This is a genomic window from Streptomyces angustmyceticus, assembly GCF_040701845.1.
Taxonomy (GTDB): domain Bacteria; phylum Actinomycetota; class Actinomycetes; order Streptomycetales; family Streptomycetaceae; genus Streptomyces; species Streptomyces angustmyceticus_A.
Map to the genome: position 1 here is coordinate 112,581 of NZ_JBFBHQ010000014.1, position 17,299 is coordinate 129,879.

The following is a 17,299-nucleotide window of genomic DNA, read 5'->3' on the forward strand; positions in this document are numbered from 1 at the left end:
CGGTCAGGACGGTCGTAGCCAGAGGGTGGCGAGCGGGGGGAGGACGGTGGAGACGGATGCGGCGCGGCCGTTCCAGGCGGTCGGTTCGGTCGTGAGGGGGCCGGGGTTGGCGATGCCGCTGCCGCCGTAGCGCGGGTCGTCGGTGTTGAGGACCTCCCGCCAGGCGGGGACCGTGCCGGGGACGCCGAGCCGGTAGCCGTGGCGGACGACGGGGGAGAAGTTGGTGACCGAGATCAGCGGGGAGCCGTCGGCGGCGAAGCGCAGGAAGGAGAAGACGTTGTCCTCGCTCGCGTCGCCGTCGATCCAGGAGAAGCCGGCCGGGTCGGTGTCGCGCTCCCACAGCGCGGGGGTGGCGGCGTAGCGGCGGTTCAGCTCGCGGACGAGGTCGCGCACGCCCCGGTGGTCGGCCTCGGCCTCGTACGACGGGTCGAGCAGCCACCAGTCCGGTCCGTGGCGCTCCGCCCACTCCGCGCCCTGGGCGAACTCCTGCCCCATGAACAGGAGCTGCTTGCCGGGGTGGGCCCACATGAAGCCGAGGTAGGCCCGGTGGTTGGCGCGCTGCTGCCACCAGTCACCGGGCATCTTCGACACCAGGGCGCGCTTGCCGTGCACCACCTCGTCGTGGGAGATCGGCAGCACGTAGTTCTCGGAGTAGGCGTAGATCATCGAGAAGGTCATCTCGCCGTGGTGGTACTTGCGGTGCACCGGCTCCTTGGAGGCGTAGCCGAGGGAGTCGTGCATCCAGCCCATGTTCCACTTCAGCCCGAAGCCCAGACCGCCGAAGCCGCCGGGGCCGACGTGGTGCGTGGCGCGGGTGACGCCGTCCCAGGCCGTGGACTCCTCGGCGATGGTGACGACGCCGGGGCAGCGGCGGTAGACCGTCGCGTTCATCTCCTGGAGGAAGGCGACCGCGTCGAGGTTCTCCCGGCCGCCGTGGACGTTCGGGGTCCAGCCGCCGTCCTCGCGCGAGTAGTCCAGGTAGAGCATCGAGGCGACGGCGTCCACCCGCAGGCCGTCGATATGGAACTCCTCGCACCAGTACACGGCGTTGGCGACCAGGAAGTTGCGGACCTCGGTGCGGCCGTAGTCGAACTCCAGGGTGCCCCAGTCCGGGTGCGCGGCCCGTGCCGGGTCCTGGGGCTCGTAGAGCGGGCGGCCGTCGAACTCCGCCAGCGCCCAGTCGTCGCGCGGGAAGTGCGCCGGCACCCAGTCCATCAGCACGCCGATGCCGGCCCGGTGCAGCGCGTCGACCAGGAACCGGAAGTCGTCCGGGGTGCCCATCCGGGCTGTGGGGGCGTAGAACCCGGTCACCTGGTAGCCCCACGAGCCGCCGAAGGGATGCTCGGCGACCGGCATGAACTCGACGTGGGTGAACCCCAGGTCCTTGACGTAGTTGGGGAGTTGGGCCGCGAGCTGGCGGTAGGTGAGGCCGGGTCGCCAGGAGGGCAGGTGCACCTCGTAGACGGAGAACGGCGCCTCGTGCACCGGCCGTTCGCCGCGCCGGGCCATCCAGCCGTCGTCCGTCCAGCGGTAGTGCGAGGCCTCCACCACCGAGGCGTTGGCGGGCGGGCACTCGGTCCGCCGGGCCATCGGGTCGGCGCGGAGGGTCCGCGAGCCGTCCGGCCGGGTGATCTCGAACTTGTAGAGCTCGCCCTCGCCGATCCCCGGGAGGAACAGCTCCCAGACGCCCGAGGACCCCAGCGAGCGCATCGGATGGCCGGTGCCGTCCCAGTAGTTGAAGTCACCGACGACCCGGACGCCCTGCGCGTTGGGCGCCCAGACCGTGAAGCGGGTGCCGCACACCCCCTGGTGCTCCATGATCCGCGCCCCGAGCGCCTGCCACAGCTGCTCGTGCCGGCCCTCACCGAGCAGGTGCAGGTCCAGCTCGCCCAGCGCCGGCAGGAAGCGGTACGGGTCCGGCATCCGCAGCGGGTCGTCGCCGTAGTCGACCAGCAGCTCGTAGTCCGGGACGGTGCGCAGCGGCAGCACCCCGGCGAACAGCCCGTCGCCCTCGGCGGGCAGGGCGGCGCGCAGCCCCTTCGCCAGCACGGTGACGCTCCTGGCGCAGGGCCGCAGGACCCGGATGAGCAGCCCGCCGCGCACGGGGTGGGCGCCGAGCAGCCCGTGCGGATCGTGATGAGCACCGCCCAGGAGCCGGCCGCGGTCCTCGGCGGACAGCGGGACGGCGGAGCGGACCCCGTGGGTGCCGGTCCCCGGCGCGGCCGCCCGGGGCGGGCCCGCGGGCGCGGCCGTCCGGCCGGGCGCCGACGCCTCCCGGGGCACGGCCGGGCGGGCGGGGACGGTCCCGGCCGCGGATCCGGCCGCGGACCCGGCGAAGGTGCCGCGCGCGGCCACCGCGGGGTCGCCGGCCGGCGGCCGGGGCGGCGCCGCGCGGCCGGACCGCCCCGCCGCGCTGTCGTCGGTCGCGCCCGGGGCGGGCGCGGGGTCGGGGGTGGTGGGACGGGACGGCGGGCGGGCGGTCACGAGAGGGCCTCCTCGGGGCGGGGCATCGGTCGGATCTCAGGGGCGTTCGGCGGCGGCTCGGCGGTTGGTCGGCGGCCCCTCACCCCCGGCCGTCGTCGGACCCGGCGGCCCGGGCCGGGCCGGGCCCCTCGGCCCCCACGGCCGGCTCGCCGCCGGCCGCCAGCCGCCGGATGGCGGCCATCGGGACGGACAACCAGTCGGGCCGGTGCCGGGCCTCGTAGAGCACCTCGTAGACGGCCTTGTCGGTCTCATAGGCGCGCATCAGTTCGGGCACCGAGCGCGGATCGAGCCCGCCGGCCTCCGCGTAGCCCCGGCAGAAGGCGTCGCGGGTGCGCCGGGCCCACTCCAGCGCCCAGGGGTCGCCGCCGGCCGGGCCGCTGCGCGCGGCGTAGTCGAAGGACCGCAGCATCGCCGCGACGTCCCGCACCGCCGGCTGCAGCCGGCGCCGCTCGGCCAGCGGGCGGGCCGGTTCGCCCTCGAAGTCGATCAGCGACCAGCGGCCCTCGTCGGCGGAGCGCAGCGTCTGGCCCAGGTGCAGATCGCCGTGGATGCGCTGGGCTGCCCAGCTGCGGCCGTCGTGGCCGGTCGCGGCGAGCGCGTCGAAGGCGGTGCGCAGCCGGGCGCGGTAGGGCTGCAGGACGGGCACGGCACGGGCGGTGGCGTCCAGCCGCTCGTGCATCTGGGCGGCGATCACCTCCAGCTGCGGGCGGCGCAGCTCGGTGGTGGGCAGCGTCTGGGCGAGCGCGGTGTGCACCTCGGCGGTGGCGTGGCCGAGCGCCCGCGCCGAGCCGGTGAAGTCGGCGCGGACGGCCAGCGCGTTCAGCGCCAGCTGCCAGCCGTCCGCCGAGCCCGGCAGGAACGGCTGCAGCACGCCCAGCGTCGTCGCCTCGCCGCCCTCCTCGGCGGCCGCCGCCTCGTACCAGGCGGCGGGCGCGGGCACCCGCGCGCACTTGGCGTCCGCGAGCGCCCGCGGCAGCTCCAGATCGGGATTGACGCCCGGTTCGATCCGCCGGAAGACCTTCAGGATGAAGGAATCCCCGTACACGATCGAGGAGTTGGACTGCTCGACGGCGATCGGCCGGCCCGGCAGCCCGGAGGGGATGTCGGCGTCGGGCTCCCGGCAGAAGCGCAGCGCACCGAGCCGGCCCGGCACCCGCAGCCGCTCCAGCAGCAGTCCGCACAGCCGGTTGTCGAGGAGCGCGTCGTAGACGGTGCGGCCGTGCAGCGGGCCGCCGCCGGGGCGGCCGATCACCGCCGGCGCCAGCTGCGGCGACAGCGCCGGATGCACCCCCAGCAGGAGCTGGTAGCAGTCGCCGCCCACGGGGGTGCGGCTCGGCGGTGCGCTCTGCTGGGCGCGGACGAGCAGCAGCAGCAGGCCGGGGGCGCCGGGGTCGGTGCACGGCAGCAGCTCGGTCGCCGAGAGCAGCGTGAAGCCGGTCAGCAGCCTCCCCTTGCCGGCGAACCAGCGCTGGCGCGGCACCCATTCGGCGAGCAGGGGTGCCAGCGAGGACAGCAGATCGGGTGCGGCGACGAGCGGGCGGTGATCAGGGGTGTTTCGGGTGGCACGGGTCGAGGCGGTGTCCGACATGGCGTCGCGTCCTTTCCCCGGGCACACGACATATAGGGCAAAGTGTCCCGGAATACGGCCCGGACTGTGCGGTGGCGCGGTGGGGGTACCCCCAGACGGAGGCTGGTGGTGGTACACCCGGACGGAGTCCGGGGGCGGCACCGGGCGAGCCCGTCCGTACGGCAGCGGCGAATGCTGTGTGCCCTGCTCCGCTGCGCGGCGTTCCCCTCCCGGGCCGGGGGCCGATGGCGGCTCACCCGGCCCGGGCGATAGTAGGGAGGCTGCCCGAGCGAAAGGTCAAAAAACGCCCGTACGCGCCATGCGGCCGCGTACGGGCGTGTTTCCGGCACCCGTGCCCGGTCAGGGCACCGGACGTCAGCCGGAGTTTCTGCGCAGCCGGAACCAGTAGAACCCGTGGCCCGCGAGGGTCAGCAGGTACGGCAGCTCCCCGATGGCGGGGAAGCGGACGCCGCCGATGAGTTCCACCGGATGGCGGCCGCTGAACGACCGCAGGTCCAGCTCGGTGGGCTGGGCGAAGCGCGAGAAGTTGTGCACGCACAGCACCAGGTCGTCGTCCGCGCCGCCGGCGCCCGGCGCCTCCCGCAGGAAGGCCAGCACCGCCGGGTTGGTGGAGGGCAGCTCGGTGTAGCTGCCGAGCCCGAACGCCGGGTTCTGCTTCCGGATCTCGATCATCCGGCGGGTCCAGTGCAGCAGCGAGGACGGCGAACTCATCGCGGCCTCGACATTGGTGACCTGGTATCCGTAGACCGGATCCATGATCGTCGGCAGGAAGAGCCGGCCCGGGTCGCAGGAGGAGAAGCCCGCGTTGCGGTCCGGCGTCCACTGCATCGGGGTGCGCACCGCGTCGCGGTCCCCGAGCCAGATGTTGTCGCCCATGCCGATCTCGTCACCGTAATAGAGGATCGGCGACCCCGGCAGCGACAGCAGCAGTGCGGTGAACAGCTCGATCTGATTGCGGTCGTTGTCGAGCAGCGGGGCCAGTCGCCGGCGAATGCCGATATTGGCGCGCATACGCGGGTCCTTGGCGTACTCCGCGTACATGTAATCGCGCTCTTCGTCCGTGACCATTTCAAGGGTGAGCTCGTCGTGGTTGCGCAGGAAAATGCCCCACTGGCAGCCGGACGGAATGGCCGGGGTCTTCGCGAGGATTTCCGAGACCGGATAGCGCGATTCGCGCCGCACCGCCATGAAGATGCGCGGCATGACCGGGAAGTGGAAGGCCATATGGCATTCGTCGCCGCCGACGCCGTAATCGCCGAAATAGTCGACGACGTCCTCCGGCCACTGATTGGCCTCGGCCAGCAGTACGGTGTCCGGGTAATGGGCGTCGATCTCCGCGCGGACCCGCTTGAGGAAGGCGTGCGAGGCCGGCAGGTTCTCGCAGTTGGTGCCCTCCTCGGCGTAGAGGTAGGGCACCGCGTCCAGCCGGAAGCCGTCGATGCCCAGGTCCAGCCAGAAGCGCAGGGCGGAGATCATCTCCTCCTGGACCGCCGGGTTCTCGTAGTTGAGGTCCGGCTGGTGGGAGAAGAACCGGTGCCAGAAGTACTGCTTGCGGACCGGGTCGAAGGTCCAGTTGGAGGCCTCGGTGTCGACGAAGATGATGCGGGCGTCCGGGTACTGCTTGTCGTCGTCGGCCCACATGTAATAGTCGCCGTACGGGCCGTCGGGGTCGGTGCGCGACTCCTGGAACCACGGGTGCTGGTCGCTGGTGTGGTTCATCACCATATCGATGATCACCCGCATGCCGCGGTGATGGGCGGCATCCACGAATTCCACGAAGTCGGCCAGATCACCGAATTCGGGAAGCACCGCGGTGTAATCGGCGACATCATAACCGCCGTCCCGGAGCGGGGATTTGAAGAACGGCGGCAGCCAGAGGCAGTCCACCCCCAGCCATTGCAGATAGTCGAGTTTGGCCGTGATGCCCTTGAGGTCGCCGATTCCGTCGCCGTTGCTGTCCTGGAAGGAGCGCACCAGAACTTCGTAGAAAACGGCCCGTTTGAACCAGTCGGGATCGCGGTCCTTCGCCGGGGTGTCCTCGAACGTGTCGGGGACAGGCTCATTGACGATCAATTGGGTGACCCTCCGATCGGTGAGGACGGTCGCAGCGACAGCACATGGGCGGGCGCGAGCGAGCGGCCCGGCTCCAGGCGCACATAGTTGTCCCTGCCCCAGTGGTAGGTGTCGCCGGTGAGCTCGTCGCGCACCGGAATGGACTCGTGCCGGCCGAGGCCGAGTTCCGGCATGTCCAACGACACCGTCGCCTCGTGGGTGTGGTGCGGGTCGAGGTTGACCACCGTGAGCACCGTGTCGGCCCGGTCGCCGTGCCCCTCGTGCTTGGAGTAGGCCAGGACGGCGTCGTTGTCGACGTGGTGGAAGCGCAGGTTGCGCAGCTGCTGCAGGGCAGGGTGCCGGCGGCGGATGCGGTTGAGCGTGGTGATCAGGGGGGCGATGGTGCGCCCCGCTCTGGCCGCCGCGTCCCAGTCGCGCGGCCTGAGTTGGTACTTCTCCGAGTCGAGGTACTCCTCGCTGCCGCGGCGCAGCGGCGTCGCTTCGCAGAGCTCGTAGCCGGCGTAGACGCCCCAGGTGGGGGAGAGGGTGGCGGCCAGGACGGCACGCACCTCGAAGGCGGGGCGGCCGCCCTCCTGGAGGTAGGCGTGCAGGATGTCCGGGGTGTTCACGAAGAAGTTGGGCCGCAGGTAGCCCGCGCTCTCGCCGGACAGCTCGGTCAGGTAGTCGGTCAGCTCCTGCTTGGTGTTGCGCCAGGTGAAGTACGTGTACGACTGGTGGAAGCCGATCCGGGCGAGGGTCTGCAGCATGGCGGGGCGGGTGAAGGCCTCGGCGAGGAAGAGCACGTCCGGGTCGGTGCGGTTGATCTCGCCGATCACCTTCTCCCAGAAGGCCACCGGCTTGGTGTGGGGGTTGTCCACCCGGAAGATCCGTACGCCCTTGGCCATCCAGAAGCGCAGCAGGCGCTCGGTCTCGCGGACCAGCCCGCGGAAGTCGGCGTCGAAGGCGATCGGGTAGATGTCCTGGTACTTCTTCGGCGGGTTCTCGGCGTAGGCGACCGAGCCGTCCGCGCGGCGGTGGAACCACTGCGGGTGCAGGGTGACCCAGGGGTGGTCGGGGGAGCACTGCAGCGCGAAGTCCAGGGCCACCTCCATCCGCAGGTCACGGGCGGTGCGGACGAAGTGGTCGAAGTCCTCGAAGGTGCCCAGGTCCGGGTGGAGGGCGTCATGGCCGCCGGCCGGGGAACCGATGGCCCACGGGGAGCCGACGTCGTCCGGGCCGGCCGACAGCGCGTTGTTGGGGCCCTTGCGGAACGCGGAGCCGATCGGGTGGACCGGCGGCAGGTAGACCACGTCGAAGCCCATGGCGGCGACGGCCGGCAGCCGGTCGGCGGCGGTGCGCAGGGTGCCGCTGACGAGGGTGCCGTCCGGGCCGACGGTGGCGCCCTCGGAACGGGGGAAGAGCTCGTACCACGAGCCGTACAGGGCCCGGCGGCGCTCGACGACCAGCGGCATCGGGCGCGAGACGGTGAGCAGCTCGCGCAGCGGATGGCGGTCCAGCGCCGCGACGACCTGGGGGGAGAGCGCCGCGGCGAGCCGGGTGGCGGCGGGCAGCTCGGGGTTGCGCAGGGTGTCCACGGCGCTGAGCACCGACTCCCGCCCGTCGCTCTTGGGGACCTCGGCGGCGGCCCGCTCGTGGAGGTCGGCGCCCTCGGCGAGCACCAGTTCGGTGTCGATGCCCGCCGGGATCTTCACGGCGGCGTGCCGCCGCCAGGTGGTGACCGGATCGGACCAGGCCTCGACGGTGAACGACCAGCGGCCCTCGATGCCGGGGGTGACCTCGGCGCTCCACCGGTCGGTGCCGGGCGCCCGCTCCCGCATCGGGGTCCACGGGCCGCAGCGGCCGGCCGGATTGCGCAGCACCACATTCGCCGCGACGGCGTCGTGGCCTTCGCGGAAGACGGTGGCCGAGACTTCGAAGGTCTCGCCCACCACCGCCTTCGCCGGGCGGCGGCCGCAATCGATCTGCGGGCGGATGTCCAGAACAGGAATGCGACCGATCATGGGCTCACCTGAGTTTTTGGCGCTTTGCGGGGTTTTGTCCTTTGTATCCGCTCTGCGGCTGGGGGACCGGGTGCGGGCATGGACGCTCCTGTCCGCTTTCACTCGGCTGGCGGATGGCGCGGCGGGGCGGGTCGGCGCTCCCCCGGCCTCCGGTCGGTGGTTCCCCCGATGCATCGTGTGCAGGTGTGCGGTGCGGGTGGGGGCGGGCGTCCCCGGTGAGCCGTCCCCGCGGGCGGCGGCCGGGCCGTACGGCGCACGCGCCCGTCCGGGGTGCGGGTGCGGACCCGACGTGACCCGGCGGACACACCGCCACCCCCTCGCGGGAGACTGCGGCACTGCGCTGACACGGTCGGCGTTCGCCTCCTCAACTCGGTGCGATCACAGCGGAGTTGCGGCGTACGGAAGTCCGGTTCCCGGGCCGGGTCCCCCCGGCGCCACACGCAGCCTCTCTCCAGGAGCGAGTCCGTACAAGAGCGCATGAGGGGGTGGAATCAGCCATATCGAAGGACCCGGCAGTAGCCGGGAGCCGGGGCCGGCGGGGAGGCTCAAAGCGGCCTGGCCGCAGGCGTGTTGAGGGGCCGGCGGCGCACTCCGGCGGGCCGCCGGCCGGCCCCCCGCGTCCTCCGTACGGCGCAGCGGGGCGCGCCCGGACATGCCGAAAGCGGTGTCCGGAGAAGTTCTCTCCGGACACCGCCCGCTTCCGGGGTCATCTCACCCCGGGACGATCAGCACGTTCCCGCTCACCGCGTCACTTGACGGCGACACCGTCCCAGGCGGCCTCGACGCCCTTGACCTCGGGGCTGCCGGCCTTGTACAGGTCGGTCGCCGCCTTGACGGTCGCCTCACGGGCGGCCTTGTAGTCGGTGTTCGAGGTCATGTACTCGGTCAGGGCCTTGAACCAGATCTTCTCGGCCTTGTCCCGGCCGATGCCCTCGACCTTCTTGTCGTCCTTCGTCGGGCTGTCGTACTTGACGCCACCGATCTCCTTCGGGCCGCTGCCCTCGGACAGCAGGTAGAAGAAGTGGTTGGCCACGCCCGAGGAGTAGTGCGGGTCGAGACCACCGGTGCTGGAGTCCCAGAAGTCCTTCGACTGCCCGTCCTTGGACGGCTTGTCCATGTAGCGCAGCGGCTTGCCGTCACCGTTGATGTTGATCTTCTCGCCGATGAGGTAGTCGCCCGGGTCCTTGTCGTTCTTGGCGTAGAACTCGACCGACGTGCCGAAGATGTCCGAGGTGCCCTCGTTCAGGCCGCCGGACTCACCGCTGTAGGTGAGGTTGGCGGTGGCGGCGGTGACACCGTGCGACATCTCGTGCGCCGCGACGTCGAGGGCGGTCAGCGGGGCCTTGTCGCCCTCGCCGTCGCCGTACGACATGCAGAAGCAGTCGTCGTCCCAGAAGGCGTTCACGTAGTTCTTGCCGTAGTGGACGCGCGAGGTGGCACCCTTGCCGTCGCCCTTGATGCCGTTGCGGCCCTGGACCTTCTTGTAGTAGTCCCAGGTCTCGGCGGCACCGTAGTGGGCGTCGACGGCCGCGGTCTGCGGGTCGTCGGGCTTGCCGGTGCCCCACTTGTCGTCCTCGTCGGTGAAGGCCTTGCCCTCGCCGGACTCGCTGTTGCCGAGGTTGAGGGTCTTGTGACCACCGCGGTCGGCGTCGGTCAGCGTGAAGCCGCTGCCCTCCTTGGAGGTGCCCAGGTCGACGGAGCCGCTGAACTCGCTCTCGCCCTTGCCGGTGCGGATGTCGTCGTACTGGAAGATCTTCTTGCCGCTGTTGGCGTCGGTGATGACGTGCATCCGGCTGGGCGTGCCGTCCTTCTTGACGCCCTTGACGACGGTGTCGTAGGCGAGGACGGGGCTGCCGGAGGCGGCCCAGACGACCTTCTTGGGCGCCTGCGCGTCGGCCTTCTTGGCGCTCAGCGACTTCGCCGCGGTGCCCTGCGCGGACTGCGCGGCGGCGGTCGGGGCTATCTTCGCGGTGGTGGAGGCCACCTTGACCGACTTCTTGGTCGACTTGGTGGTGCTCTTGATGGCGCCGCCCTTGGCGGTGTGCACGACCATGTCGCCACCGAGGACCGGAAGTCCGGCGTAGGTGCGGTCGTAGCGGGTGTGCGTGGTGCCGTCGGCGTCCTTGATGACGTCCTTGACGACCAGCTTCTCCTGCGAGCCCAGGCCGAGTTCCTTGGCGGTCTGCGCCTTGGTGGCGCTCGCGTCGCGCAGCAGTTCCGCGCGGTGCGAGGCGCTCAGCTTGAGGGGCGAACCGTCCGCGGTGGGGGCCTGGACGGTGGAGGCACCGGCGGTGCCTGCGGTGATACCGGCGGCCACGAGGGCCGCCGCCGCGAGAGAGATACCGGCGATGCGGGTCTTACGGGACATGTGGGGGGTCACGCGTGCTCCTTCAACTTTGCCAAGTGGTGGGGGTGCAAAGCGATGCGGGTGTGACGTGCGTTCGGAGAGACTGCCATTCGAACGCGTGCATGTCAGGAGGGTGTTCGAGGTTTGGCTGAAAATTGTCCGTCGAGAGGTGATCGCTGTTCGTTAAACGGAGGTGGGCGCCACCCCCGGAGATCCGGGAGTGACGCCCAACATCGTTGTCCGGCAGGCCAGTTGTGAGGTGCGGTGATCCGCGGACCCGCCTATGTCACACCAAGGTGACGGACAGGTGCCGACCGGTGATCAGAACGTCAGCTTCCAGCTGTTGATGTAGCCGGTGTCCTGCGAGTAGACGTCCTGAACCCGCAGCTTCCAGGTGCCGGAGGCCTTCTCCGAGGACGCGTTGACGGTGTAGGTCGTCTTCACGTCGGCCGCCGAGTCGAAGGCGCTGGAGTTCTTCAGCCGGTAGGCCGTACCGTCCGGGGCGATCAGGTCCACGACCAGGTCACCGCGGTAGGTGTGCACGATGTCCACCGCGACCTTGAGGGTGCTCGGCGCATTGCCGGTGCGGCCGACATTGATCGGTGAGGTGACCGCCGCGCCCGCGTCCGGGATCGCCACGTCGTCGCTGTTCTCGAAGACGTTGCCGCCACCGGCCGCGTTGACCGTCCAGGTGAAGGCGGCGGTGCCGGTCTTCTTGGCGGCGTCGGTGACCGTGACCGTCACGTTGCTGGTGCCGGCCGTGGTCGGCGTACCGGAGATCAGGCCGGTCGTCGCGTTGAGCGACAGCCCGGCGGGCAGGCCGGTCGCCGCGTACGACAGTGCGCCCGCGGTGCCGCTGGTCGCCTTGATCTGCAGGCTCGCCGCCTGGCCCACGGTGCTGGTCTGGTTGCCCGGGTTGGTGACGGTGACGCCGCCGCCGTCCGGGACGCGGGAGCCGACGTTGACCGCCGCCCAGGTGTTGGCGACCGTGTTGTACGACGCGCTGCCCTGGCCGAACAGGTCGGCCGCGGCCTGCAGGGTGGCGGTGCGGGCGCCCGCGTAGTTGGTGTTGGCGCTCATGTACTGGCTGAGTGCCTTGAACCAGACCTTCTCGGCGTTGGCCCGGCCGATGCCCGGCACCGGCAGGTTGTCGAAGGTCGGGCTGTCGTAGTGGACGCCGCCGATGTCCTTCGGGCCGCTGCCCTCGGACAGCAGGTAGAAGAAGTGGTTGGCGACACCGGAGGAGTAGTGCACGTCCTTGTTGCCGACGCCGCTGGACCAGTAGTCGGCCGACGCCCCGTCCTTGGACGGCTTGTCCATGTAGCGCAGCGGGGTGCCGTCGCCGTTGATGTCGATCTTCTCGCCGATGAGGTAGTCACCGGGGTCGGAGGAGTTGTTGGCGTAGAACTCCACCGCGGTGCCGAAGATGTCGGAGGTCGCCTCGTTGAGGCCGCCGGACTCGCCGCTGTAGGTGAGGTCGGCGGTGGCCGCGGTGACACCGTGCGACATCTCGTGGCCGGCCACGTCGATGGCCGTCAGCGGGGCGGCGTTGCCGCTGCCGTCGCCGTACGTCATGCAGAAGCAGCCGTCGTCCCAGAAGGCGTTGACGTAGCTGTTGCCGTAGTGGACCCGGGAGTAGGCGCCCACGCCGTCGCCCTTGATGCCGCTGCGGCCGTGCACGTTCTTGTAGTAGTCCCAGGTCTCCTGCGCGCCGTAGGCCGCGTCGACGCCCGCCGTCTGCGCGTTCTGCGGCGTGCCGTCGCCCCAGGTGTCGTCGGCGTCGGTGAACAGCGTGCCGGTCCCGGAGGAGCCGTGCTTGAGGTCGTACGTCTTGTGGTTGCCGCGCGTGGCGTCGGTCATCGAGAAGTTCGGCGCCGAGCCGGAGGTCCCGATGGTGACCTTGCCGCTGTACTCGCTGTTGCCGATGCCCTTCTCGATCCCCTGGTACTCGAAGATCTTGGCGCCGGTGGTGGCATCCGTGATGACGTGCAGCTGGTTCGGGGTGCCGTCGTCCTGGAGCCCGCCGACCACCGTCTCGTACGCGAGCAGCGGCTTGCCGTCGGCGACCCAGATCACCTTGCGCGGCGCCTTCGCGGCCCCGGTCTTCTTCGACCCGAGCGCCTGCGCCGACTTCACGGCCTTCGCCTCGGCCGCGGCGGGCTTCACCTTCGCGGTGGTGCCGGCGACCTTGAGCTGGGAGCGCACGGCCTTGGTGACGCCCTTGACGGAGCCGCCCTTGGCCTGGTGCACCACGAGGTCGCCGCCGAGGACGGGCAGCCCGTCGTAGGTGCGCTCGTAGCGGGTGTGGACGGTGCCGTCGACGTCCTTGGAGACGTCCTTGACGACGAGCTTCTCCTTGGCCCCGAGCTTGAGCTGCCGCGCGGTCTCGGCGGTGGTGGCACTGGCTGCCCGTATCAGCTCCGCACGCTGGGACGGGGACAGCTTGGCCGGCAGGGCGCCGGGGTCGGGAGCGGCGTGCGTGGTGCCCGGCCGCGGGGCGGCCGCCGTGCCGGTACCGGCCTGGACGCCGACTGCCAGCATCGCCGTGACGGCGACGAGTGCGCCGGTCGCAACGGCGCGTCCATGGGGGGTGCGTCTCACACTGACTCCTTCTGCGGTGGCCGCCGTGTGGCGAGGCGGCCGAGGGGGACCGGGCGGCGAGACGGCCGTCCGGGCAGAGCGAGGCAGAACTCTTGGAGCGTGTGGGGGGAGACGTACGGGAAGTGCTGGGCGTACAGGTGGTGCTGGGTGTACGGGTGGTACGGGTGGAGCAGGTGGAACCTGCGGCCGTGGGACGTGATGCTGTGGGGATCCCAGCGGCGGTTGCGGGGAAGAGTCCCACCACAAGTGGCTTGTTGTCAGGCACCGTTCAACGAATTGGCCGGAAACCGTCCGTTGCGCGAAATCGGTGTTCGGAAGACGGACGGCCCGTGATCGGCCGCGCGATCCCCTCCCGCCCGTTCAAACCCCCGAAAACCGCTGGAACAGCAGCTCATAGCCGTCCGGATTGCGTCCCAGGAAGATCTGCCCCCGGTGTGTCCCGACGAGCGCCGGGGCATACCGGCGCCCGCTCCGCCCCGGGACGCCGGGCCCCCGCCGGCGACCGTCCGCGGTGGCCGGGCGACCGTCCGCGCCGCAGCGGTCAGCCGTCCGCTTCCCGGCCGTGCCAGGAGCACCACAGCGCGGCATAGGCGCCCCCCGCCGCCACCAGCTCGTCGTGCGTACCGAGTTCGGCGAGCCGGCCGGCCTCCATGACGGCCACCCGGTCCGCGTCGTGCGCGGTGTGCAGCCGGTGGGCGATGGCGATGACCGTACGGCCCTTCAGGACGGCGGCCAGGGCGCGTTCGGTGTGCCGCGCCGTACGGGGGTCGAGCAGCGCCGTCGCCTCGTCCAGGATCAGGGTGTGCGGGTCCGCCAGCACCACGCGGGCCAGGGCCAGTTGCTGGGCCTGCGCGCCGTCCGGGCGGTGGCCGCCGGCGCCGAGTGCGGTGTCCAGGCCGGCCGGCAGCTCCTCGGCCCAGTCGGCGCCCACGGCCGCCAGCGCGGCACGGAGCGCGGCGTCCCCGGCACCGGGCGCGGCGATCCGCAGATTGTCCCGGACGGTGCCCAGGAAGACATGGTGCTCCTGGGTCACCAGGACGACCTGCCGGCGCAGCACCTCCGGGTCCAGCGCGGCGACCGGCACCCCGCCGACCGTCACCGACCCGCTGCGCGGCGCGTCGACGCCGGCCAGCAGCCGCCCCAGAGTGGACTTGCCGGCTCCCGAGGGGCCGACCACGGCGAGGCGTTCGCCGGGGCGGACGCTCAGGTCGACACCGTGCAGGACGTCGCGGGGCGCGGCGTGCGGGCCGTCCTCCGCGGCCGGGTAGGCGTAGCGCACGGCGGTCACGTCGAGGCGGTCGCCGGCGGGCGCGGCCGGGGCGGGGGAGGGCTCCGGGGAGGGGCGGGGCAGGCGGGCCGCGGGGGCGGCCGCGGTGGTCCGCGGTGCCTGACCCAGGCCCTCGACACGGGCGAACGCGGCGGTGCCGGCCTGGAGTTGCTCGGCCCGGAACAGGATCGTCTCCAGCGGCTCGGACAGCTGCCGCAGATACAGCGCGGCGGAGACGACCACGCCCGGGCTGAGGGCGCCGTGGCTCTGCAGCGCCCCGCCGAGCAGCAGGACGCCGACCACCGGCAGGACGTGGGAGACGTCCACGGCGGGCAGCAGCACGCTGCGCAGGAACAGCGTGCGGGTACGGGTGCGCCGGCAGCGCTCGACGGCCTCCTCGCACGCCGCCGTCCGGCGCTCCCCGAGCCCCAGCGCCTCGACGGTCCGGGCGCCCGCTGCCGTGGCCGACAGCACCTCGGCGAGCGCCGAGGTCGCCGCCCCCTCCGCCAGATACGCGGCGGGTGCCCGGCGCAGATACCACCGGACCGCGAACAGGCCGCACAGCACCCCCAGCCCGCACGCGCCGAGCAGCGGATCCAGCACGACCACCGCAGCGAGCAGGCACAGCGCCTGCACCGCGGCGACGAGGACTTCCGGCGCGGCCTCCCGCAGCGTCTCGGCGACCGTCGTCACGTCCGAGGTGCCGCGGGCCGTCAGATCGCCGGTGCCCGCCCGCTCCACCGTCGCGGCCGGCAGTGCCAGCGCCCGGTCGACGTACTGCTCCCGCACCCGGGCCAGGGTCCGTTCGCCGAAGCGGTACCCGACGAACCGGGCGTACCGCGCCAGCAGCAACTGCGCCACCGCGCACACCAGGATGGCCGGCGCCAGCCGGTCGACCGTGCGCACCCCGCCGCCGTCGCGCACCGTGTCCACGATCCGGCCGAGCAGCCACGGGCCGGCCAGACCCGCGACCGCGGCCAGTGCGTTGAGCGCCAGCATCAGGGCGAAGGCCCGGCCGTCGCGCCGGACCAGCCGCAGCGCCGCCCGCCGGGTCGTGGCCGGATCGGCCACCGGCAGCGCGGAGCCGCCCGGCCGTGCGGAGCCGGCCCCTCCGGGCGTCGCGGTCATCGCCCGCCCTCCCCGGTCACGGGTCCCTCGGCCGCGCCCACGGGACGGCCGGTGCCGTCGCCCGCCTCGTCCTCGCCGCGGGAGACCAGGTGGCGGTATCCGGGCCGGGCGTCGAGGAGTTCACGGTGGCTGCCGACGGCCGCGACCCTGCCGCCGACGAGGAAGCACACCCGGTCGGCCCGGTCGAGCAGCAGCGGGGAGGTGCTGGTGACCACCGTCGTACGGCCCGCACGGGCGGCGTGCAGCCGGGCCGCGACAGCCGCCTCGGTGTGGGCGTCGACCGCCGAGGTCGGTTCGACGGCGAGCAGCACCTCGGGGTCGGCCAGCAGCGCCCGCACCAGGCGCAGCCGTTGCCGCTGGCCGCCGGAGAGGTTGCGGCCCTGCGCCTCGACGGGGGCGTCGAGCCCGCCCGGCAGACCGCGGACGACGTCCTCGGCCAAAGCCGTGCGGACGGCGCGGTCGATCGCCTCCCCGGTCCGGTCCCGGCGGCCGCAGACCACCTCGCGCAGCGTCCCGGCGAACAGGTCCGCTTCGTTGTCCGCCACCAGGAGCCGGTCGCGGAGCCGGGCCGGCGCGATCGTGTCGAGACGTACCGCGCCCCAGGTCGCGGCCGAGTCCGCGAACCGGCCGAGGCGGTCGACCACGGCCGCCGACTCGGCCGGGCGGGCGGCGACCAGCGCGGTCAACTGCCCCGCCACCACCTCGACGCCCGACTCCGGATCGTGCAGCACGGACGGGACGGCGGGCGCGTCCCGTGCGGCGCCGGCCGTTCCCGTGCCGTCCGGCTCCAGGGCCAGGAACCGTACGACCCGCCGGGCGGCGACCAGCCCCCGGGTGAGGTCGTAGCCGCCCTCGATGAAGAACGAGACCGGCACCACCAGCGCCGCCGCGTAGCCGTAGACCGCCACCAACTCGCCCGCCGTGAGCGTGCCCCGGGCCGCCATCCGGGCCGCCGGCCAGGTCACCGCGGCCAGGAACAGCGTCGGCAGACCGAGCCCCAGTGCCTGGACCCAGCTCGTCACCGCGCCGACCCGGTACCCCTCGTCGCGCAGTTCCCGCGAGGCGTGCCGGTAGCGGTCGGCGAACACCGCCTTCCCGCCGAGGCCGCCCAGCACCCGCAGCCCGCCGACCAGGTCGGTCAGCCGCGCCGCCAGCCCGCTCTGCCGTTCGCGGTAGCGCGTCTGCGCCCCTTGCAGCCGCCCCAGCAGCGGCCCGACCAGCACCGCGAGCAACGGCACGCCCAGCAGCACCACCGCGGCCAGCAGCGGTGAGACGGTCAGCAGCAAGGCGGCCACGACCGCGTACGCCAGCACCCCGCCGACGCCCGGCCCGGTCATCGTCAGCGTCTGGCTGAGCACCGCGACATCGCCGATCCCGATGGTGACGACCTCCCCGGCCGTCGTCCTACGGGGCAGCGCCGCCCCCAGCCGCACGGTCTGCGCCATGAGGGCGCGCACCGTACGGAAGGTGGCGTCCATCCGGATACGGGTCATCGTGCGATGCCGCATGACCGCCAGCCAGGCGTTCATCACCCCGACCCCGAGCAGGACCGCCGCCCAGCCGAGCAGCACCGGCAGCCGGCCCGGGGCCAGCCCGTCGTCGATGGCCCGCGACAGGACGTACGGCGGGAGCATCAGCCCCACCATCCACAGACTCCCGTACGTGGCGCCCGCCGCCACCCGCCCCCGCTGGCTGACCACCAGCCACCACAGATACCGCCCGGCACCGCGCGGGCCGGGCACCCCCGGACCGCCGCGCTCGGTGTCCGTCATACCGTCCGCCCCCTCCACCGCTCTCCGTCCCGGCCGCTC

At 72.4% G+C, this 17,299-nt stretch carries 8 protein-coding genes; all 8 read right to left on the reverse strand.

Annotated elements, in window-relative coordinates; translation table 11 throughout:
- Positions 1–3: 3 nt before the first annotated feature.
- Positions 4–2,484, reverse strand: coding sequence for a 1,4-alpha-glucan branching enzyme (gene glgB, locus AB0411_RS25595; RefSeq protein WP_366419611.1), 2,481 nt, complete (start codon positions 2,482–2,484; stop codon positions 4–6).
- Positions 2,485–2,563: 79 nt separating this feature from the next.
- Positions 2,564–4,072, reverse strand: coding sequence for a maltokinase N-terminal cap-like domain-containing protein (locus AB0411_RS25600; protein ID WP_366419612.1), 1,509 nt, complete (start codon positions 4,070–4,072; stop codon positions 2,564–2,566).
- Between the two features lie 354 nt (positions 4,073–4,426).
- Positions 4,427–6,145: a maltose alpha-D-glucosyltransferase gene (gene treS / locus AB0411_RS25605; RefSeq protein ID WP_366419613.1), complete on the reverse strand. Its 1,719-nt coding sequence runs from the start codon at positions 6,143–6,145 to the stop codon at positions 4,427–4,429.
- Positions 6,142–8,145 (reverse strand): alpha-1,4-glucan--maltose-1-phosphate maltosyltransferase, encoded by a 2,004-nt coding sequence (locus AB0411_RS25610; protein ID WP_366419614.1) that lies wholly within the window; start codon positions 8,143–8,145, stop codon positions 6,142–6,144. The genes treS and AB0411_RS25610 overlap by 4 nt, the downstream gene beginning before the upstream one ends.
- 748 nt (positions 8,146–8,893) lie before the next feature.
- Entirely contained in the window at positions 8,894–10,525 is a 1,632-nt protein-coding gene (locus tag AB0411_RS25615; RefSeq protein WP_366419615.1) for a M4 family metallopeptidase, read from the reverse strand.
- Between the two features lie 288 nt (positions 10,526–10,813).
- Entirely contained in the window at positions 10,814–13,093 is a 2,280-nt protein-coding gene (locus tag AB0411_RS25620) for a M4 family metallopeptidase (RefSeq protein WP_366419616.1), read from the reverse strand.
- Positions 13,094–13,634: 541 nt separating this feature from the next.
- Positions 13,635–15,488: an ABC transporter ATP-binding protein gene (locus AB0411_RS25625; protein ID WP_366419617.1), complete on the reverse strand. Its 1,854-nt coding sequence runs from the start codon at positions 15,486–15,488 to the stop codon at positions 13,635–13,637.
- Positions 15,485–17,260: an ABC transporter ATP-binding protein gene (locus AB0411_RS25630; protein ID WP_366419618.1), complete on the reverse strand. Its 1,776-nt coding sequence runs from the start codon at positions 17,258–17,260 to the stop codon at positions 15,485–15,487. The genes AB0411_RS25625 and AB0411_RS25630 overlap by 4 nt, the downstream gene beginning before the upstream one ends.
- Positions 17,261–17,299 lie beyond the last annotated feature (39 nt).